The organism is Mucilaginibacter xinganensis, from assembly GCF_002257585.1.
Taxonomy (GTDB): domain Bacteria; phylum Bacteroidota; class Bacteroidia; order Sphingobacteriales; family Sphingobacteriaceae; genus Mucilaginibacter; species Mucilaginibacter xinganensis.
This window is the reverse complement of record NZ_CP022743.1, coordinates 4829119-4849565: the sequence shown is the minus strand read 5'-3', so window position 1 is coordinate 4849565 and position 20447 is coordinate 4829119. Positions and strand designations below refer to the sequence as shown.

The 20447-nt window shown below is 43.1% G+C and carries 18 protein-coding genes; 8 read left to right on the top strand and 10 right to left on the bottom strand.

Annotated elements, in window-relative coordinates:
• Positions 1-137: 137 nt before the first annotated feature.
• On the top strand, positions 138-374 hold the full coding sequence (locus MuYL_RS21110) for a cytochrome b5 domain-containing protein (protein ID WP_094572435.1): 237 nt from the start codon (positions 138-140) through the stop codon (positions 372-374).
• Between the two features lie 256 nt (positions 375-630).
• On the opposite strand, the gene MuYL_RS21105 is transcribed toward MuYL_RS21110, so the two are convergent.
• The 8 genes from MuYL_RS21105 to MuYL_RS21070 all read right to left on the bottom strand — a co-directional run bounded on the left by MuYL_RS21105 (position 631) and on the right by MuYL_RS21070 (position 10026).
• Positions 631-945: a rhodanese-like domain-containing protein gene (locus tag MuYL_RS21105; protein ID WP_094572434.1), complete on the bottom strand. Its 315-nt coding sequence runs from the start codon at positions 943-945 to the stop codon at positions 631-633.
• A 72-nt stretch (positions 946-1017) separates the two neighbouring features.
• Positions 1018-1251, bottom strand: a complete 234-nt coding sequence (locus MuYL_RS21100; RefSeq protein WP_094572433.1) for a hypothetical protein — start codon at positions 1249-1251, stop codon at positions 1018-1020.
• Positions 1252-1411: 160 nt separating this feature from the next.
• Positions 1412-1828, bottom strand: coding sequence for a DUF983 domain-containing protein (locus MuYL_RS21095; protein WP_094572432.1), 417 nt, complete (start codon positions 1826-1828; stop codon positions 1412-1414).
• Positions 1829-1844: 16 nt separating this feature from the next.
• Positions 1845-2027, bottom strand: a complete 183-nt coding sequence (locus tag MuYL_RS21090; protein ID WP_094572431.1) for a YgaP family membrane protein — start codon at positions 2025-2027, stop codon at positions 1845-1847.
• Between the two features lie 23 nt (positions 2028-2050).
• A complete protein-coding gene (locus MuYL_RS21085; RefSeq protein ID WP_094572430.1) occupies positions 2051-5263 on the bottom strand; it encodes an efflux RND transporter permease subunit in 3213 nt (1070 codons plus the stop codon).
• A gap of 5 nt (positions 5264-5268) precedes the next feature.
• Entirely contained in the window at positions 5269-6375 is a 1107-nt protein-coding gene (locus tag MuYL_RS21080; RefSeq protein ID WP_094572429.1) for an efflux RND transporter periplasmic adaptor subunit, read from the bottom strand.
• A gap of 11 nt (positions 6376-6386) precedes the next feature.
• Positions 6387-7730, bottom strand: a complete 1344-nt coding sequence (locus MuYL_RS21075) for a TolC family protein (RefSeq protein WP_094573053.1) — start codon at positions 7728-7730, stop codon at positions 6387-6389.
• Positions 7731-7965: 235 nt separating this feature from the next.
• Positions 7966-10026 (bottom strand): beta-L-arabinofuranosidase domain-containing protein, encoded by a 2061-nt coding sequence (locus MuYL_RS21070; protein WP_211710193.1) that lies wholly within the window; start codon positions 10024-10026, stop codon positions 7966-7968.
• Positions 10027-10236: 210 nt separating this feature from the next.
• Between MuYL_RS21070 and MuYL_RS21065 the strand changes: the two genes are divergently transcribed.
• Together MuYL_RS21065 and MuYL_RS21060 are read left to right on the top strand one after the other, a co-directional pair.
• Positions 10237-11313: a serine hydrolase domain-containing protein gene (locus MuYL_RS21065; protein WP_094572427.1), complete on the top strand. Its 1077-nt coding sequence runs from the start codon at positions 10237-10239 to the stop codon at positions 11311-11313.
• 82 nt (positions 11314-11395) lie between these two features.
• The gene (locus MuYL_RS21060) at positions 11396-12310 is read left to right on the top strand and encodes a CPBP family intramembrane glutamic endopeptidase (protein WP_094572426.1); all 915 of its coding nucleotides are present in this window, start codon (positions 11396-11398) and stop codon (positions 12308-12310) included.
• 10 nt (positions 12311-12320) lie between these two features.
• On the opposite strand, the gene MuYL_RS21055 is transcribed toward MuYL_RS21060, so the two are convergent.
• The gene (locus MuYL_RS21055; RefSeq protein ID WP_094572425.1) at positions 12321-12935 is read right to left on the bottom strand and encodes a response regulator; all 615 of its coding nucleotides are present in this window, start codon (positions 12933-12935) and stop codon (positions 12321-12323) included.
• Between the two features lies 1 nt (position 12936).
• Entirely contained in the window at positions 12937-14928 is a 1992-nt protein-coding gene (locus MuYL_RS21050; RefSeq protein WP_094572424.1) for an ATP-binding protein, read from the bottom strand.
• A gap of 160 nt (positions 14929-15088) precedes the next feature.
• Between MuYL_RS21050 and MuYL_RS21045 the strand changes: the two genes are divergently transcribed.
• The 5 genes from MuYL_RS21045 to MuYL_RS21025 all read left to right on the top strand — a co-directional run bounded on the left by MuYL_RS21045 (position 15089) and on the right by MuYL_RS21025 (position 20440).
• Positions 15089-16351, top strand: a complete 1263-nt coding sequence (locus tag MuYL_RS21045; RefSeq protein ID WP_094572423.1) for an OmpA family protein — start codon at positions 15089-15091, stop codon at positions 16349-16351.
• 37 nt (positions 16352-16388) lie between these two features.
• On the top strand, positions 16389-16937 hold the full coding sequence (locus MuYL_RS21040; protein WP_094572422.1) for a hypothetical protein: 549 nt from the start codon (positions 16389-16391) through the stop codon (positions 16935-16937).
• Between the two features lie 74 nt (positions 16938-17011).
• The gene (locus MuYL_RS21035) at positions 17012-18028 is read left to right on the top strand and encodes an RICIN domain-containing protein (RefSeq protein ID WP_094572421.1); all 1017 of its coding nucleotides are present in this window, start codon (positions 17012-17014) and stop codon (positions 18026-18028) included.
• A gap of 110 nt (positions 18029-18138) precedes the next feature.
• Positions 18139-19248 carry a hypothetical protein gene (locus MuYL_RS21030; protein WP_094572420.1) on the top strand — a complete coding sequence of 370 codons (1110 nt, stop codon included), beginning with the start codon at positions 18139-18141 and terminating at the stop codon, positions 19246-19248.
• A gap of 76 nt (positions 19249-19324) precedes the next feature.
• On the top strand, positions 19325-20440 hold the full coding sequence (locus MuYL_RS21025) for a hypothetical protein (protein ID WP_094572419.1): 1116 nt from the start codon (positions 19325-19327) through the stop codon (positions 20438-20440).
• The last annotated feature ends 7 nt before the right edge of the window (positions 20441-20447 follow it).

Genomic DNA, 20447 nt, shown 5'->3' with positions numbered 1-20447 from the left:
TGCGCACCCGCCGTTGTAAATTATCGGTTTTAGGTCCTGAATACGCTGCATGAGAGATGCGTAAGCTGAGATAATCCCACAATTCCTAATCTGTTTTAGTACCGATAAGTTAATTCACTTTTTTGTATTTTAGCCTCATGGAGATACTCCCCGTTTATTCAAAATCACAACTTGCCCTGCGCAACGGGCAGGATAAGCCTGAAGTATGGATAGCTTACAAAGGAGTGATTTATGATGTATCACTTAGCAGGCTTTGGCGTAATGGCAAGCATTACGAACACTGGGCCGGGCAGGACCTTACACCCGAACTTGGTGACGCTCCGCACGATGATTGGGTTTTTCAGAATCTTGATGTAATAGGAAAGCTGGGATGAGGTTTAGTTATCTTTAGTTTAATCTAAGCAAAAGGGGGCCTAACACCTAAACCGCTTTGCAACCGCGGGCAACCTGGTTTCAGATGAGCCAAGTTTATGTAATTCACACCGCTGGCGCGTTCCATTTTCGCATGCGGAACACCCGGAACGATATGAAACATGCTGATTATCAGTTCATTTGCTTTTTATTAAGGAGCGAAAATATGTAAGTAGCTGATAATAAACATGTTTCATTAATATTTGTATGGAATTCATGTTATTTAACAAATTGGTTCACTTTATTCCAGGTGCCACCATTCACCACATTGGCTATTCCATTTTGCTCTAAAATTATTTTTGCTTGTCCGCTTCTTCCGCCACTTTGGCAAAAAACAACAATGTTTTTTTTGTTTCTGAATTTGGTTAACTGTGAACTAACCTTATCTAAGGGGATATTTACCGAGCCCTTTACATGGCCGCCGGCAAACTCACCCGGCGTTCTCACATCTACTAAAAAAGCGCCTCCGTTTATAATATTCTCTAAATCTACCGGTGTTGAGCCGCCAAATAACTGTTTAAGTATGTTTATCATTTTTTAAATTTTATAATCGCATTTTTCGAAATTTAACGCGATTCTTGTTCTACAATAAGCCCTGTCTATGTGTTAAACTATTTCGTCATAGGTGACCTCTTTGGAATTGGCGGGCTCTTTTTTTAACGGCACATAGCATTCGGAGCCACAACAGCCGGCGTTAAATACTGCCATAGCTGTAAAAAGCAAACCAGCCAAACCGATTAATATTTCTCCAGTAGTAATAGCCTGATATAATATTACAATACCCATTACCATACGCAAAGCGCGGCTAAATGACCAATTACTTAAAATAGCTTTTTTCATTTTCTTGTTCGGTTTATAATGCGCCTGCTTATTGCGGCTGCTTGTCTCAAATTATATTTCATAGGCAAACTTACCCCAAATTTTATGTTGCTTTGGTAATAAACGTTACATATGCAGATGCCAGCGATAATTAGCTTTTTCACATTTCATCGTAAATATTTTACTGCTGGTGAGGCAAATGTTTACTTAACTCAGGGCGATAGTGTAGCCCCGGCGTAAACCAGTGTAGCAGCAATACCCTGGAATATCTTAAATTGAAAGGTGACAAAACCGCCACCACTGATAACAATACAGCGGTGTACAACCAGGGATTGGTACTGCCTGTCAATACAGAGGTTCCAACCGACAGGGAAACCAGTTCAGCCACTATAAAAGCATAACTTACATACATAGCTGCATAAAAATAGCCGGGTTCCCTTTCATAAATCATACCGCAGTGCGGGCATTTCTTAAGCATTTTTTGCCCCGTCAAACTGTACATGGGGTTTTCATAGATTTTGCCAACCCTGCACCTGGGGCACCGGGCATGTACAATTGAGGGCCACATTTTTAATTCATTTTCTTTAACTTTATTCATGTTTTGTTTTGTCAGGCTACTTTACCTTTAGTGCTATTAAAATCTTCTCGAGCGGGCAGAATTTAGTAAAGGACGATTGCAGCAAATTAATCCCTACAAACACCGCTAACCAAATCCAGTTAAGGTTTACATAATAAGCCAAGGCAATGCTGGCCAACACCAAAGTTCCGGCAACGGCCCTTACAATTCTCTCTTTCATATTATTTATCGTTAATAATTAATTTAATTTTTAACAGGATTGTTATTTCGCATCATCTTGAAATATAACAAAGGCACTACGATTAGTGTAAGGAAGGTAGATGTAACCGTGCCCCCCATTAGTGAAATTGCCAATCCCTGGAAAATCGGATCAAACAAAATAATTACCGCACCCAATGCTACCGCTCCTGCGGTTAATAGTATAGGCGTTGTCCGTACCGCACCGGCTTCAATAATGGCTTGTTTTAACGGGATACCCTCATCAAGCCTGATGTTGATGAAATCGATCAGCAATATGGAGTTTCGTACCATTACCCCGGCGAGAGCGATAAAACCGATCATCGATGTGGCGGTAAAATAAGCGTGCAGCATCCAGTGGCCTAAAACAATCCCTATTAAGGATAATGGGATAGCTGCCAACATGACCAGCGGCACGGTAAAATTCTGAAACCAGCCCACAATCAGGATATAGATCATAATGATCACTACGGCAAAGGCTATCCCCAGGTCGCGAAATACCTCAAAAGTGATCTGCCATTCGCCGTCCCATTTCAAGCTGTAATTATCTTCCAGTTCCGGCTGATGCGTATATTCCTCTTTCAATGAAAATCCTTTTGGTACTGTTACTGTTTTTAAATGATCAGATACATCCCAAATCGCATAAGACGGGCTTTCCAGGTTACCGGCCATATCGCCGAGAACATAAACTACTTCTTTTTGATTTTTGCGATAAATGCTTTTAGGCTTGATCTGACGGGTTACTGTAACCAGATCTTTTACCGGCACTGCATTTTCCTGCATGCCGATCACTTTTAAATTCAGCACGTCGTCTATGCTGCTCTTATCGGCATCGCTTAATTGCAGTTTGATCGCGGTTTGGTTATACGCGGCAGGTTGCGAGATATTGCCAACTGCCATGCCAGATAATCCGGCGTTAACTGTTGCGGCTACCTGCGCAGTGGCGATACCATAGCGCATGGCTTTTTCTTTATTTACTTCGATATGGTATTCCGGCTGGTCAGCTTCCACCATCCAGTCTACATCTACCACATTGGATGTTTTGTTCATCAGGTCCTTCACCTGTCTGGCCACTTTGATCTGTTGATTATAGTCTGGCCCATAAATTTCCGCTACCAGGGTTGACAGCACGGGAGGTCCAGGCGGTACTTCCACTATCTTCACATTGGCATTATATTTTTTAGCGATGGCCTGGATCGGGCCCCGCACCTCTTTAGCTATACCGTGGCTTTGGATACTGCGGTCTTTTTTATCTACCAGGTTAACCTGTATATCGGCTACATTGTCGCCACGTCTTAAATCGTAATGACGCACCAACCCGTTAAAGCTGATAGGCGCTGAAGTGCCGATATAGGTTTCATAATTTCTGACTAACGCCTGCCCCGATACATAGGCGCCGATGTCTTTAGCTACCGCCTGCGTCTTTTCGAGGGTTGTGCCTTCCGGCATATCGATTACCAACTGGAACTCGTTCTTGTTGTCAAAGGGCAGCATTTTAACGGCAACCGCTTTTGTATAAAACATAGACAGCGATGCAAATAGGATCACTACAATGCTCAGGATAAAGGTCCAGCGTTTCCAGCGGCTTTCCAGCAAGGGCTGGATGGATGAACGGTATATTTTATAAATCCGGCTTTCTTCCAGTAGCTTTGGTTTGCTTTCTGCGGGAGCAATACCATGATTTTCCTTTTCGCGCAGAAAGATATAACCCAGATATGGCGTTAGGGTTAGTGCAACAATCAGCGATAAGATCATGGCAATGGATGCACCGATCGGCATCGGGCTCATGTAGGGGCCCATCATGCCGGATACAAAAGCCATAGGTAATACAGCCGCAATAACGGTGAATGTGGCAAGGATAGTAGGATTACCTACTTCATTAATAGCATAGATAGCGGCCTGCAACGGTGGCAGCTTTTTCATTTTAAAGTGCCGGTGCATGTTCTCAGCAATGATAATAGAATCATCCACCACGATGCCGGTTATAAACACCAGTGCAAACAACGTAATCCGGTTAAGCGTGTAGTCCATGAAATAGTAGGCAAATAAGGTAAGCGCAAACGTCACCGGCACCGATAAAAATACCACCAGGCCACCGCGCCAGCCCATGGCCAGCATCACGAACACCGTTACCACCACTATAGCAATAAACAAGTGGAACAATAATTCGCCTACTTTGTCGGACGCACTTTCGCCGTAATTACGGGTAACCGTTAAATGCACATCGTTTGGTAAAAGGCTATGCTTCAAATGTTCAACTTTATTTAGGATCTGTTCTGATAACTTCATCGCATCCGCACCTTTCTTCTTGGCAACAGAAAGCGTGATGGCAGGATAATTGGACTTGAAAGCATGGGTGTTGGCGACATCTGCTTTTCCGTAGCCAAACAGTACATATTGATTAGGCGTTTCAGCGCCCTCATTAACTTTAGCTATTTGCTTCAGGTAAACAGGCTGCTGCTGGTTAATGCCTACAACTAAATTGCCAACATCGTCTGACGAGGTGAGGAAGTTCCCGGTCTCTACCGAAAATGCAGTATCTTTCTGTAGCAAAGTCCCACCCGGTAATTGCATATTGCTGCCTTGTATTTGTTTACTAAGCGATAAAAAATCCACATGGTTGTCGGCCATCTTGTTCTTATCCAATAATACTTTTACCTCACGGTTACGGCCACCAATAATGTTAACATCCGATACGTCATTTATCTTTTTTACTTCGTTAGCCAGTTCCTGGCCCATCTGTTTTAGTTGGTAGTCGTCATACTTATCGCTCCATAGCGTTAAACCTAAAACGGGTACGTCATCAATGGCCCTGGTCTTGATCAATGGAAGTGTAACGCCCTGCGGCATTTTATCCATATTTTTCATCAGCTCGCTGTATAGTTTCACCAGTGACCGTTCCACGTCTTCGCCCACCTTAAACTGTGCGATCACCATGGCCTGTCCCTGCATAGAGGTGGAGTACACGTATTCTACGCCCTTAATATTAGAGATCATTTTTTCGATCGGCGCCGAAACCTTGGTTTCCACATCCTTAGGCGATGCGCCGGGATATCCAATAAAAATATCGGCCATGGGTACCTTTATTTGCGGTTCTTCTTCGCGCGGAATTAAGAACGTGCTGTACCCCCCGATGAGTAAAAAGGCGATCATTAACAGTATCGTTAATTTCGACTGTATAAAAGCCCTGGCTATATTTCCTGCAAATCCGTCTTTCATGTCAATTATTTTATTTTAACAGCTACGCCGTTGTATAATCTGCCTTCTGCGCTCACAATAAATTGTTCATTTGCTGCGAGCCCGCTTAATACCTCTACCTGATTTCCTTGTGTTCTGCCTAACCTTACCCAGCGCAGCAAGGCAGTTTGGTTGCTGCCGATGGTATAAAGACCAGTTAGCTGGTCCTTATATTCAATAGCCGACACCGGAACCATTACCTGGTCGCTGATATTTGTTTTTATGGTCTGTGCGAGCGGAATATTCACGTTGGCGTACATACCTGCAAACAGGCCTTTTTTTTCAGTATCAGGAATATGTATCTTGATCATATACTGGCCACCTGTATTTTGGGATGACTGGCCAATCTGCGCTACTTTGCCATTGATCACTTTATGGATGGCGTCGATCGTTATTATGGCCGATGCGCCTTCGTGGATCAGACTGATCTCACTTTCCGGTACCGATGCGCTTACCTGGTAGCTACCGCTTTGTTCAATAGTCAGCAGCGGCATGCCGGGATTCGCCATGCTACCTGCATCCATCATTTTTTGGGTAACGGTGCCGGCAAAGGGCGCAGTCAAATTGGTATAGCTGAGCATGGCGTTCACTTCGTTGCGCTGTTGTTTGGCAGCTTCAAGCCTTGCTTTGGCTGAACTGTATTGCAGCGTAATATTATCAAGCTCCTTGGCCGAGGCACTTTGCTGCTGATACAATGCAGTAAAACGGTCATAGTCCTTTTGGGCATTCTTGAATCCTGCATTTGCTTCTGCAATCATCGCGTCGGCCTGGGCCCTTTTTGCCAGGATATCGTCGTTGCTGATGGTCGCCAGTAATTGCCCTTTACTCACCCGGTCGCCGACTTTGACATTGATCCGGGTGATATAGCCCATTACCCGGGTGCTGATATTGGCCGATTGGGCTGCTTCTACCTGGCCGCTTACGGTTAATCCTTGTTTTGTATCTGCCGAAGGCTGGCTTACCGTAACCAATAATGCGGTATCGGCACCGGTTTGTGTATCTTTTTTTTCATTGGATGAACAGGAACTGATGATCAGTAAACCTATAACGGTAAATAGTTGTAAGGCCCTGTTGTAGTTAATGGCTAATCTCATGTTCTGATCGTTTATTTGGTAGTAGTTGAGGTTAATAATTGAATATATGCCCTGGTAACATTGACGGTAAACTGCGCCTGGGCGAGCGAGAATTTTAATTGCGAAAGCTGGGTATCAGCCATAAGTACATCAGTTGTATTTACCAGGCCCTGGTTATACCGGTTTTGTAAAATGCGTAACGATTCTGATGCCTGTTCAATAGCACTTTTTTCCTGTTCTATTTCAAACCTGGCATCTGAAAGGTCCCGGTAAGCTTTATCCTGCTCCGACTTACTCTGATCTTTTTGCTGTACCAGCTGAATAGTGAGTTTATCGCGTTCTAATTTTTGAGCTGAGATAACGTTCTTTGTTTTATTCCCATTAAAAATATTCCAGGATAACTGCAGACCAAACAAGTAAGCGTTTGCACCGAAGCCGTTTAAACGGCTATCGTTATACTGGTAATTGCCAAATGCATTAAGTTTCGGCAGATAACTCATCTGGCTCGATTTGATCATTAAGCCAGATGCTTCAATTGCTTTTTGCATGGCCATAAAGTCAGATCTGTCCGCTAGTATTTGCTTAACAGTGTCCGCAGCCGATCCTGCAGGCTGGAAATCGCCATTAATTTTATAAATAGTGCCAGTTGGCTGCCCCATTAAAAGGCCGAGATAATCAGATGCGTTTTTTATGGCGCTTTGTGCTTTGGCCCGGTTGCTTTCAACACCAGTAACATGTACTTGGGCATTTAACAGGTCCGACTTTTGAATTAATCCTTGTTTGAAATGATTATCAGTAAAAGTATAAACTGATTTTGCAGTTTGTAATGCCCCAGCTGAAACCTTTAAAGCATCGTATGCAAGTTGTAATTGCAGGTATGCTTTCTGCACCTCGAAAATCAAAGATTCTTTAGTGCGGTCCGTTTTGTATTTATAAACCTCGGTTTGTTTTTGCGCCCCCTTACGCTGATACAGCATATCTATATTGATCAATGGCTGCTGTACTTCCAGTTTAGCCATATAATCGGCAGTAGCGTTAGGATTGTTCAAAAGCGCAGGATTAAAATCACCTTGTGAAATCGATCGCTGCTCCAGTTTAAATCCAAATGAACTTAGCGGGTCATTTGTGCGCATAGCGGTATAAGAAAGATTAACCTGCGGCAGAAAAATAGCCGCTGTTTGCCTATAATTGGCTGCCGCTATACTTTCATCAATCAGGGCAAGATGAATGTCTTTATTATTAGTTAGTGTAGCAGAAATGGCTTCGTTAAGACTAAGGTATTTGGAGACTTCCTGCGCGGCAACTTTGCTGGTAAATGCATAAAAAAGGAAGCATGTAGCAACAGGAATTGCAATAAGATATTTTATCCGGCTCATTAGCTTTTTATTTGCAACAAAATTAAGGTTGCCAAAAAAGCTAAACGGTAACATTTGTTACGTTCGGAATGACGAGTATAAAAAAAACAATGGCAGTTTAGTAAGCCTTAGGAGCTTTAGCACGTGGTCCAAAACCAAGGATTAAAAATCCCCATCGTGGAATGCGAAATCTTACGTTTCCGGCGACCGTTTTATTCCCTGTAAGTATCAGACTGAAAATGTAAAAAGCCTAAAACTACTGTACCACCGGAAATGACGAAATGCGTAACCTGGCACCTCCCATTGGCACCAATGTGATACTTGTTTTCGGTTCCGCTGTTTTTACAGGACTAACCGGAAGTAACCCGCACAGGCCATATTGGTCAATCTTCCATTCAGGAATCTGTTTTCCTTTTGCTATCAGTGTTATTGGCGCATTGGTGTTAGTAAACGGATTATTATCTTTTGGCCACGCTCTTTTTTCAATGGAAAACGATTCAGCAGGATTACCTTTATTTAAAAGTAATCCGTAGTTCCATACCGAGGCGGGGTAAATCTCGAACGTTGGCCACTTTGCCGGATCGGCACTTTCCTGCCATTTGGCATCGGCAACTGCGGTTTCCCTGCTATTGGTGTTCTTTACGTACTTTTCATCAATTTTCAATGAAAATGTGAGCGGGCCATAATTTACACTTACACTATTTTTGTTCTTTTCCCATTCTCGGGTTGCAATTTTCATTGGCAGGTGCAGTGTTATCCTGTCTCCGTTTTTCCAATTATTGCTTAGCTTAATGTATTGGCCGCCTTGCGCATTAACGGCAATTGCCCTGCCATTTACTTGCAGGCTGGCATCGCTGCACCAGGCAGGGATCCGTAAGTAAATTGGAAAGGTGTTCGCCCCGGCGGTTAAAACCTTCAGCTCAACCTGGTCATTAAATGGATATTGAGTTGTAGTAACAATAGTTACAAGTTTGCCATTTCCGGCTTTTGCGGTAACAGAACCTGCTGCGTAAAGCTGATCTGCCAGCCCGTTATCCGGAGTGGCCATCCAGCTGTTTTCAGCATAATACACCCAGCCTGCTGCATGGTTGTGCTGGCAGCAACGGCTGCTGAAAGGGTTCATGTTTAAAAAAGGACCGTCATTATCAATCCCCGGTGCGTGGTTCTTGCTATCGCTAACTACCATGTTCGGTGCGGTTAAATAGCGTAGTCCGCGGTAATCGGGCATAAAAGCAGCCGGGAAGGTGTTAAATGCTACATCCTCGCAGTTATCAGCCCAAAAAGTATCGCCGGTATATTGGAGTAAAAACTCATCTGAGGTCATTTGTTCAACCATGCCGCAGGTTTCAACCGCCTGGCGCGGATCATCATAGCCCTTGCGTGCATTTTCATCAGCCCCAAACATACCACCCGGTACCTGCCCATAAATATCACGGATCAGTTTAAAGTCGGTATAGCTGGCTTGCAGGTCGGCCGGATTTTTACTTTGCATCCAAAATGTTGCAGGCTCCCTGAATGATTGGGCAACGTTTACATTGTGCCAGTTTGGTAAATTATTTGCCTGGCGCCAATTAGCTGTATTTTTATCGATTTTTGTTGCCAAATCCAGCAGCCAACTTTCGCCGGTACGGTTATATAGCCAATAAACACTGATCAGGTTATCGCCGCCTCTGCTGTTTTCCCAATAGTCTTTTAAAAATAAATTGTCGGGAACGCTCATTTCATATTTATAATAAGCGGTCATTAGCTTTAATACCCTCGGATCATTTGAATATTCATAATACGATTGCAGGCACCAAAGCATTGGCATATTTCCCCAAAGGTCGCGCCTGCCGGGCTTAGTCTCATTAAGCGGACCAAAATCACCATTGGCTCTTTGATTATTTATAACAGCATCAATCCAAAATTTTGTTTCCTTCAGCATTTTGGGGTCCTTTAGCATGTACGCCATATCGCCATAGCCTTTTAGCCAATAGGGTAGCTCTTCCCATCCATATTTACCCTTGCCGCTTTTATTTACCCATGCATTATCGGTTTTTGAAAGCCACACACTTATTTCACCCAGGTTACCGGTCAGCCCATCGCGTTGCAATTCCAGTTGCTTTTTTAGCCAGCCTTCCTGTTTTATAGCCGTTACCGGCAGCTTAATAAAATATTGAGGTGTTAGCGGTGCCTTATTTGATACATAATAACTGTTATGTAAATTGTTTTTAATTTGTTTTACAGCAATTGCTGATTGAGAAAAAGATTTTGTGCTAACTATAATCAAACAAATCAATGCAAGAGCTTTAGCTGTGGGTGAAATCATTCTCATCATAAAATTGAATTTATCGTAGTTTCAAATGTAAAAAATTAACCATCGGTTTAACAATAAACCGGCAACATATTGCAATTGTACTTTTAGCCGCAATTAGTCAATCACACTTAAGATAAAATCCTTCAGCCCCTGTTTTTGCAGTTTAACCTTAACTTTTCCCTTATAAAAACATATTTTACTTATGTTTATCTTAAGTTAGTTTTAAGCACCATGACATTAAGAAAAATATTTTTAGCCGCAACGCTCTTGTTTTACTGTAGCATAGTTAAAGCGCAATATGATTTTAAAAAAACAGACGCATGGCTTGCCGAAAATACCAGCGAAATGGGTGGAAGAGCAATACTGGTAATTTACAAAGACGGAAAAATGATTTATTCGCATGCTGTGAATGATATGAATTTGCGGCAAAAAATGGCCAATAAATATTTTGCCCGCAAACAGGGAAAGACTGCCGATCTGGATGATTATACACCATCAACGCGCCAGCCTGTTGCCAGTTGCAGCAAATGGTTAAGCGCCGCGTTAATAATGACTTTTGTTGATGAAGGCAAATTAAAGCTTACCGATACGGTTGGCAAATACCTTCCTGTTTTAACAGCGCATGGAAAAGGAAAAGTCACCATAGGCCAATGTCTTTCACACTTAACAGGCATTGAAGCACCTAAATTGAAGGAAAGTCTTGCGGAGATGAAGACAGCAAATAGCATGGATGATGCGATAGACGATATAGCAAAAATGCCGGTGGAAGGTGAGCCCGGTAAGGTGTTTCATTATAGCAACGTTGGCCTGCAAATTGCCGGCGCTGTTTTAGAAAAGATCAGCGGTAAAAGCTTTGAAACACTATTTTCCGAACGCATTGCCCGCCCGTTAAATATGAAGAATACGGATTTTGGTAAAGGCAAAGTTGCTTTACCTGCGGGTGGGGCCATAAGCACGCCAGAGGATTACCTTAATTTTTTGGTGATGATAAAAAGTAAAGGCGTTTTTAATGACAAAAGAATCCTTAGCGAAAACAGTATCACCCAAATGCAGGTAAACAGGCTCACTCCCGATATAAAAATTGCTTATACTCCTGCTGAAGCAAAAGGCTTGGGCTATGGGTACGGTGAATGGATTATGGGGGATAATACGGTTAGCAGCCCGGGCCTGTTTGGGAGCTTTCCCTGGGTTAATAACAATAGAAAATACACTGCTTTTTTAATGACATTTTATATAAAAAATACAGGCCGTAACGAACGTTACTTTGAATTGAAAAAACTGGTTAATGATGCAGTAACAGTGCAGTAAATAAAATTCGGTCATGTTTTTTGTTGATTAATTTTATTTACATTTATTATAATATTCATTATCACTAAAACCTTCAACCTATATGGAACAGCCTGCAGGCCAAAGCCGTAAAGCAATTACGCTATTTTTGCTGATCACATTTGGAATAAGTTCCATTTACTATTTTTTGGTGATACATACCGGTAAACTTGGCAGCGGTTATGGCATGTATGTTACCGGGCTAATGTGGGCGCCTGCGTTGTCAGCTTTTATCACCAGTAAAATATTAAAACGGAAAATCGCAAATCTTGGCTGGGGAGGCTGGAACAATCCCCGATATATGTTATGGGCTTACCTGGTGCCCCTGATTTATAGCCTGGTGGCCTATTTAATAATCTGGGTAACGGGCTGGGGTGGTTTTTATAACGCCGAAGCGGTAGCGCAAATTGCAAAAGCATTTGGGTGGGATCATTTGCCAAACGGAATGGTCATATTTCTTTATTTTATTTTTACGGGGATAATAGGTATGGCGGCAAGCCTGTCGACCGGTTTGGGTGAGGAAATTGGCTGGCGCGGATTTTTAGTGCCTGAATTGTATAAAAACGCCAGCTACACCAAAACCTCATTAATTGTGGGCTTTATCTGGGCCTTTTGGCATTTTCCAATCCTTATTTTTGCCGATTATAACAGCGGCACGCCTGCCTGGTATGGGCTTACCTGTTTTACGGTTATGGTGGTAAGCATCAGCTTTGTTTTTACCTGGTTCAGGCTCAAATCGGGCAGCTTATGGGCGGCAGCAATACTTCATGCAAGCCACAACCTGTTTATCCAGAACTTTTTTTCGCCACTTACAAAAGACACCGGGCACACCAAATATTTTATTGATGAGTTTGGCGCTGTATTACCGGTGATATGCCTTATTACCGCAGTTTACTTTTGGAGCAGGAGAGGGGAATTAGCCCAGCCAGGTAACGGCAGCTACCAACTTCCTGATGAAATAGCAACCCAGGGCATTTAATACCACTGCATCAAATTAAATTATTGCTAACCGCCACCTTTATCAAGGCTGCCGTATTTTTTACCTTATATTTCGACAGCATGTTTTTGCGGTGAAAATCAATAGTGGTAACATCCACAAAAAGCGACTCGGCAATTTGCGAGTTGGTATAGCCATCGGCAATCAACTCAAGTACTTCCCTTTCGCGGCGGGTAAGAGGCGGCAGGTCGGCGGTATCGGTTTTGCGCAGCGCTGTGGATACAGAACGGCTGAAATATGTTTTGCCTTTTGCCACGGTTCTTATAGCGTCAATTATTTCCTGCCGTGATGCGTCTTTTAAAACATAGCCGCTGGCACCGCTTTCGGTCATTTTACGGATAATTCCCGGCTGGTTATTTATACTTAATGCTAAAACCATTACGCCCGGGTATTTGTCCTTTACCAGCTTGCATAACTCAATCCCTGTTGTATCAGGCAGGTTTATATCCATCAAAATAACATCAGGCTGCCGGCTTTGCAATACCTGCACCAAGTTTTCGCCGCTGTTGCATGATGCTGCATATTCCATGTCAGGCTCTGCAGCAATAAACGTTCTTACGCCTTCTGTTACTAAGCAATGGTCCTCAACCTGGATGATCTTTATCATATTAAACCGGTAATTGAATAAAAACTGAAGTTCCTTTACCCGGCTCTGATTTCACATCTATATTTCCTTTTAAAAAATCGACCCGGCTCTTTAAATTTTTGTACCCCATACCCTCTGCAACTGACAGCACTGATAATTCAATACCCTTACCATCATCTTCAACTGTTATTCCTAACAGATTTTCTTTAAGTGCTATCTGAACAATTGCGCTTTTGGCGGCGGCATGCTTTACCACATTGTTTATTAACTCCTGAACAATGCGGTAAACAGCTATTTTTATAGCTTCATCGGTAGTAAGCTTCTCTATTCCGAAGCTTTGATAGGTTATTGGCAGGGCACCGCTGTTTGTTACCTGGTTGCAGTAATCTTCAAGCGCATCGTTCAGGCTCAATTTAAGCAAACTTTCCGGCATCATGTTATGTGCCACACGCCTAAGTTCGGTAATTGACTGATCCAGCATGTTCATCGTTTTTTCAAAGGCTGCAGCATTATCTGCACTAATAATCATGTTTTGTTTCATACTGCTTAAAGAATATTTAGTACCCGTTAATATACCCCCAAGCCCGTCATGAAGGTCTTTGGCAAGGCGGCTTCGTTCCGCTTCCTGCCCCTCCATTAATGCTTGTGTTGATAGAAGTTCTTTTTCTTTTTCCAGGATCTGGATCTGTTGCTCTTTTAATTCCCGCTCAGATATCAGTAGCTTTTCCTTTCGGATACTGTTATTTCGTAATAGCCAGGCAACAATAAGCAATACTGCTACTGCACAAGTTAAAACCACTATATAAATACTGCGCTTTTGAAGAGTAAGTTCCCTGATCTGCTTTTCCTTATTCAGGTTATTTATTTCTGCCTCTTTTTTTGATACGTTATATTTTGTTTCAAGCTCCTGGGTATTGATTAAGATCTGGTCAGCATGAAGTTTTGTTCTTATTGAATCTTCCAAAAGCCGGTTATGATGATATGCTGCAATGTTGCCTGTAAGCAGCTCAACATCCCCAAGTATGCTGTAGTCTTTCTCCTCAACCAAAACCGAACCGGTTTCGCGGGCAATAGCCACAGATGCCTGAAGGTGTGATTTTGCGGACACATAGTCTCCTTTATTAAAAGCGTACAGCGCTAAAAAGTAATCAGCATCGGCAATAGTTCTTTTATTCCCCGTTTCTTTACTCAGCAGCATTATCTCATCTGTATAGTTTTTTAATAAGTCATACTTTCCCTGTAATGCAAAAATATTATTGAATGCAACCAATTCACTTAACAGGGCAATCCTGTCATTTAACTTTTCGCTAATTCCTTTTGCCTCCTTTATAAGGGTTAAGGCTTTATCTGGCTCGCCCAAGTTCACATAAACAAAGCTTACGTTTAAAAGCGCTTCCTGCAGCACAATTTTATTGTTAACCGCCCTGCTAACCTCAATTGCCTTTAAACCATATTCAAGCGCTTTCTGAGGGGAATGCCCTACCGAAGAAAAGATGCCTAATATATTGGCATAAACAGCGGCAAGGTGTTTTTTGTCATCTAAACGTTCATAGACAGCAACAGCCTTTAAATAATAGGCGTAGGCCTTTTCAATATCCGAGGCATCGGTATAACATCCGGCAATATTATTGTAGGCTGCCCCTTTAAAATAATCATTATTGGTAGTTTCTGCCAGCGCTACGGCTTTTAATGCCATGTTTATTGCCTCAAAATTTTTTGCCTGCGAGCTTAGTACATCGCCATAACACGCATAGTATTTTAACAAACCTGTTTTGTTTTTTAACCGCGTAGCTATTTTATAAGCCATGTCATAATAATAAAGCGCCGAATCAGGCTTGCTACCGGCAAACACATTATAACCCAGGGCAATCAGATTGATCATTTTGGTGCTGTCGTCCATTGAGTTTTTTACGGCAGTAAAATATTTTGCGCGCTCTTTTGCGCCATCGTCCTGCGCAATGGTTTTAAAAGGGAGAAGCAGCACGCAAAAAGCAAGCAGCAAGAGGTACCTCATGTATTAGTGTATATTATATATGTAACAATGTAAAAGTGAGATTTATTTTCTCATAAAAAAACTCCCTTTTTAGGGAGTATGCTATTGGTGTTCAGGAAGATACTTTTGGATTGTGATAAGTATTAAAAGGTTATTCATTTTAATAAAACAAAACAATATTATGAAGTATTTTAAAATTTTAATTGCCACAACCGCACTGGGTTTGCTAACCCAGCTTGGCAGTGCACAGATACTAAAACCGGGCGAGATAGCAAAAGAAGCAGGCACCAGCGAAGTTAACAACACGGAAACAAGCACTATTGACAATGGCGTTAACAAAGCAGCCGGTGCAATAAAAGGCTTGTTTAAAAAGAAGAAGAAAACAGACCCTGCAACTACCGCAAATGCACCTGTCGCCCTTCCGCCGCCAACCCAGTCAGGCACCGCTATTGGTATGCAGCAAGGCCCGATAAGTGCCTACAACAACTACGATTTTGTACCAGGCGACCAGATTATATTTGACGATAGTTTTGCTGATGACCAGAACGGCGAATTTCCGGCGCACTGGAACCTGGGCGCGGGCCAGGCGGTGGTGAATACTATAGCGGGAAGGCCGGCATTTTTATTAACAGATGGTAATTATGCACACGTTAGTCCGTTAATTAAATCACCGTCTTACCTGGGCGATGCATTTACTATTGAGTTTGATAATTATAGCAGCGGCGGGTATCCCCCTAAATTATATTTCTATAACAGTAACGCCAATGCAATTGCTGCATCAAGCGACCAGGCCTGTATAACCATAGCTACGGACGTAATCGGGATTGAAAATAAAACAACCGGCCTTGATTTGCAGGGCAAGATCCCCGCAGACATTCTTAGTGAAAGGTACCTGAATAAATGGCACCACATCGCCATCGCCTACCGCAATAACCAATTAAAGGTATATGTTGACCAGTATCGCGTTGCAGTAGCGCCAAACCTGGGTACCAAACCCCATGCATTTGATATAGAGGGTATAGGCGACCCTAATAACCCTATTATAATAGCCAATGTTCGCGTTGCCAATGGCGGGGGTATGAACATGCTGGGTAAAAAATTCACCGATGCTAAAATCATTACCCACGGAATAAACTTTGATATTGATAAATCAACTATTAAGCCCGAAAGCATGGGTACCCTTAATATGATAGTTGGTATATTAAAAGATAATCCTGATTTAAAATTCGAGGTTGACGGCCATACCGATAACAGCGGCGGCGCAGCCCACAATGCAACGCTTTCGCAACAACGCGCCGATGCCGTTAAGTCACAACTGGTAAACATGGGTATTGATGGCTCGCGCCTTACCACCAAAGGCTTTGGCGACACCAAACCGATCAGCAATAACCTTACGCCCGAAGGTAAAGCCAATAACCGCAGGGTTGAATTTGTAAAACAATAAACAACAATTAAAATAAATAAACTCAAAAATCACCACAATGAAAAAGAAAGTAATGTACATGGTATTGGTTGCCGTATGCTTTTTTGCATACTCGTGCAGCACCAAAAATGACCCCACACCAACCACTACCACTTATAAGTTTATGGTTAACGGAAATACCTATACGGAAACAACGGCTGTTGATTCGGCAACTTCCATTTCAGGGGGAACAAAAGATCTGAATGCGCTGGGTGTAACAGGTCAGTCATCTGATAAATCGGCACAGGCGGCTATTATATTTTTCTGGGCAGGCACCGCGAAACCTAAAGCAGGGACATACACTATAGTTGGTGATGCTACAAAAATTGCGGCGGGACAGGTAGCTGCTTTAGTTATAGATAAAGTTACTGTAGCCAAACAGGGTATTTATGGGACTACCGGATTAGACGGCTCAACATTAACAGTTGCGGTAAGCGCGTCGGGAAAGATCTCACTCACTTTACCATCAATAGTGATCAAAGGATCCAATTTCGATAACACAGATCCTAAGAATTCAGTTATTACTGACGTTACCGGATCGATCTCTGGCAGTGTGGCCGAACAATAACATAAGTACATCTGCTAAAAACACCAACAAGCCGTGTTGTAATTAACCGGCTTGTATTTAAATCTCTGGCGAAAATGAAAAAAGTATTTTTATTAATCAGCCTGTTTTTGCTGATTTACTGCGGCCTAAAAGCGCAGCCCGCTACCTTCCCGGTAACAGATAAACAGCCTGCACTGGTCGACGGGCTTGAACTGGGTTACGTCATTAAATCGACCGAAGTAAAAGCCGTTGGTAACAAGGGTGATTTTAGTCGGTACGCTGTGAGCTTTTATGTTCGCAACACCACTAACCAGGGTAAAATAATGCTCTACAAACAGGGCTGGAATGTTCTGAATAACGTATCAGACCAATTGGCGCAGTTTAACTGTGTGAATGCAACTGGTGCCAGGTTAACATCAAAAGAAGCAATTATTAATGCCGAAGCCTGCAACGTGCTGGCAATGGTGAATGATTGCGACCCCAAAAAAGTTGACAGGATAAGGCAATTTGTACAGATAGGTTATTGGATTAAACCGGGCCAAACCATAAGCACAACCGCCATTTTAATCACGCCTTTAAATACCCTTCCCGATGTGCAGGTAACCTACCTGGCCAGCCAGCTAACACCGCTTGCGTCAGCTTCAGTAGGTGGCCCGCAGTTGGTTCCCGTAGCAGGCGGGCAATACAACCAACCGCCGCCGCCTCAACAACAACCGGTCGACGGGCTTGAATTTGTAAAGCTTAAGAACAGCTTTAATAATATGTACCTGAATAACCAGCAGGGCCCGCCGCAGGCAACAAATATTGATCCAGGCTGGTGGAGTGCGCAATGGCAGGTACTTGATATACCCAACAGCCATTATGTTAGTATAAAAAATCGGTGGAAGGAAAATTATCTGCTGGTTGACCAGCGGGGCTACGTTACGTTTACCGATAACTATGCCGACCGCGCAGGGTATTGGACCATGGAAACCACAAACGACCAGAATGTATATAGGTTCCGCAACCTGATGACGGGGGGGTACCTGTGTATTGCAGCCAATGGGGTATTGATCCAGTCGAAAACTCCTATTAACAATTTTTCCTCGGGCTGGCTGTTGGAGCAGCCTTGATAAAGGTAATCGGAACCAAATTAAAAAGATTTTAAGCGTGCTGTAAACAGTACCGGCATTAATGCTGGGTGTTGTTTTTATGGGCTGATTAATATATAAACCTAACGATAATGAAAAAAGTAATTTACACTTTGTTGTTCCTGGCTGCAGCCAATATGGCATCGGCACAGCTGTTTAATAAGTTGAAAAACAAATTAACCAGTGGCGCATCAAAAACCGCACAGAGCCAGGTAACCGGTCAGGCAGCCCCTGGCACCACAGTTGCACCAGATGGAACCGCCATAAAGTACACCGACCCTGCAGGATACGGAGTAGTTTTAATGACTTTCTCGCAGCAACAGCGCAATGCCAGCCCGGATGGGTTTGATATATGGTTTAGACGGGTTGAAGTAGTTAACAACCAGCTTGTTGCTAAAATAGCCGATTATAATATGGCCATGTATAGCTACAACAACGGACAGTTTCAAAAAACCGGCGAGACCCCTGATATGAGCATCCGCAATTCGTTGAAAAACGGCAGCGAGTGGGAGCAGCGGAGCACGGACTTTACCCAAATTGACCAGGGCCATGCGCTAATGAAGGACGGGCACAACGTGGCGTCAGGCATGATGGGCGGCAAGGCTGAGCAAAGCATGACATTTAACGGCAAACCGGTTGGTAACTTTGCCATGTTCCAAATAGCCCATAATGCCGACTCCACTATTATTGCCATAGCTGGGATGAGCGTTACAGGCGGGATGAATTACCACATGGTAGCATCAAACGGCATTCGGGTATCACTGCCAAAGGTTTACGGCACACTGCCATTGGTTAGCCCAGACGGTAAGTTTATTGGCGCTATTTCAGGAGTTGATCGGGTAGTTTATATGTCTAACGGAGCAAAACTGCCAATTAATGATATATTAAATAACCAGGTTTGGCTTCGCAATACAGGCAATGTTTTTTATATCCCTGTTAACAGCAACAACACTGTACTTGAAAGAAATGGTGCTGTTTTTTTTAAATTCAATAATCCGATTGAACCTAAAAATCTGTTTTTAAATGCCAATGAAACCGGCATGGCTTGGATGGGTTATCGTGGCCTCTATTTTTCAGATGGTACCGTGTTTGAAAACGCATCCTCGCCCACGAAGGTAGTAATCGACAATAAAGAAGTAATAGTTTTCCTGGATGTAGATCTTTCTAACGGCAGTTTATACCTGTGCAAGCACAATTTGTAGGATAATTAAACGCGTAAAACTTGAGGTAAAGTAAAAGGTAATAATAGAAGTTTATTGAAAACTTAATATTTATATAATGAAAAGATATTTGAGTATAACGGCATTTATCCTGTTATCCGCAAAGCTGTTTGCACAGAACGGGCGCGCTTCAGACGATGATCTGGCGAGGGCCATGCGTGGCGGCCGCTTATCGCTTAACGCAGAAAAAAGTGTTCTTTCGGCCAGCGAACAAACGCAGATAAACATAGATGTATATATCCCGCCTGCTACAAATAGCGATGGAGATTTTATTACAGACGGTCACCCGGTGCACATGTCTGATGCGGCACATACGCTTGCCAGTGCCGGTATACCTGTATCATACCACGCTCAAAACTGGAAGATTTTGCAGGGTGGCGGTTCATTGGACATAGTTGATGAATATTTAGTCCGATATACTGCTCCATCACAAACTCCACCGGATAATACCATGGTCATATCGGTAGAACTGATACCCACCGGGCACGACCTGCCCAAAGTGGTGCTGTTGAAAACTTTGTATTTTGAAACAGGGGATAACATATTTGCCTTTAACGTACCTGCATCAGGCATTAACGATGCCCGCTACAGTCAAAAAACCACCGGCGCTAAAGCATCTGCTACAAATCCATCAACTGTTGCAGCCATCGACCCTGCTATACTGGCCCGGATCCCGGCTGCTGACCGGGCAAGGCTGCTGGCCAAAAAAAGCCAGGTTGATGCGGCCTTACAATCCAGTGATGTAAACCTGGTGAGCCTTACAAGTAATGCAAATGCTATTTTCGACCCTGCAAATAACGTAACCGTGATAAAGTTTATAGGGCTTGGGCGCGATATGGGCCCGGGCAGCCACACGGCTGCCGGCAGCGGTGTAATGATGATAACTTATACCGGCGGGTTGACTAAAGGGGTGCATCCTTTTAACGGTAATTCAAATGCGATATATTTTACCCCTGATATACGGCCGGGCGTAAAGGTTTGCGCATGTTCAATGCAGGGAAATCAAAGCCTTCAAAAATTGCATTGCGGCGGCACCCTTACCATTACCAGCATGGATGGCGACTTTATTACAGGCACCATCAGCTCAACTGTATGGAATAACAAAACCGGGCATGACAAAATCTTTAACAGGGGTACGGTTTACGGCGTTTTTAAAATAAGAAAAGCATATTAATATACCG

Bases quoted from the DNA above. Each gene is read 5' to 3' on its own strand.
- MuYL_RS21110 (WP_094572435.1), top strand. From the start codon at position 138: ATGGAGATACTCCCCGTTTATTCAAAATCACAACTTGCCCTGCGCAAC.
- MuYL_RS21105 (WP_094572434.1), bottom strand. From the start codon at position 945: ATGATAAACATACTTAAACAGTTATTTGGCGGCTCAACACCGGTAGAT.
- MuYL_RS21100 (WP_094572433.1), bottom strand. From the start codon at position 1,251: ATGAAAAAAGCTATTTTAAGTAATTGGTCATTTAGCCGCGCTTTGCGT.
- MuYL_RS21095 (WP_094572432.1), bottom strand. From the start codon at position 1,828: ATGAATAAAGTTAAAGAAAATGAATTAAAAATGTGGCCCTCAATTGTA.
- MuYL_RS21090 (WP_094572431.1), bottom strand. From the start codon at position 2,027: ATGAAAGAGAGAATTGTAAGGGCCGTTGCCGGAACTTTGGTGTTGGCC.
- MuYL_RS21085 (WP_094572430.1), bottom strand. From the start codon at position 5,263: ATGAAAGACGGATTTGCAGGAAATATAGCCAGGGCTTTTATACAGTCG.
- MuYL_RS21080 (WP_094572429.1), bottom strand. From the start codon at position 6,375: ATGAGATTAGCCATTAACTACAACAGGGCCTTACAACTATTTACCGTT.
- MuYL_RS21075 (WP_094573053.1), bottom strand. From the start codon at position 7,730: ATGAGCCGGATAAAATATCTTATTGCAATTCCTGTTGCTACATGCTTC.
- MuYL_RS21070 (WP_211710193.1), bottom strand. From the start codon at position 10,026: ATGATGAGAATGATTTCACCCACAGCTAAAGCTCTTGCATTGATTTGT.
- MuYL_RS21065 (WP_094572427.1), top strand. From the start codon at position 10,237: ATGACATTAAGAAAAATATTTTTAGCCGCAACGCTCTTGTTTTACTGT.
- MuYL_RS21060 (WP_094572426.1), top strand. From the start codon at position 11,396: ATGGAACAGCCTGCAGGCCAAAGCCGTAAAGCAATTACGCTATTTTTG.
- MuYL_RS21055 (WP_094572425.1), bottom strand. From the start codon at position 12,935: ATGATAAAGATCATCCAGGTTGAGGACCATTGCTTAGTAACAGAAGGC.
- MuYL_RS21050 (WP_094572424.1), bottom strand. From the start codon at position 14,928: ATGAGGTACCTCTTGCTGCTTGCTTTTTGCGTGCTGCTTCTCCCTTTT.
- MuYL_RS21045 (WP_094572423.1), top strand. From the start codon at position 15,089: ATGAAGTATTTTAAAATTTTAATTGCCACAACCGCACTGGGTTTGCTA.
- MuYL_RS21040 (WP_094572422.1), top strand. From the start codon at position 16,389: ATGAAAAAGAAAGTAATGTACATGGTATTGGTTGCCGTATGCTTTTTT.
- MuYL_RS21035 (WP_094572421.1), top strand. From the start codon at position 17,012: ATGAAAAAAGTATTTTTATTAATCAGCCTGTTTTTGCTGATTTACTGC.
- MuYL_RS21030 (WP_094572420.1), top strand. From the start codon at position 18,139: ATGAAAAAAGTAATTTACACTTTGTTGTTCCTGGCTGCAGCCAATATG.
- MuYL_RS21025 (WP_094572419.1), top strand. From the start codon at position 19,325: ATGAAAAGATATTTGAGTATAACGGCATTTATCCTGTTATCCGCAAAG.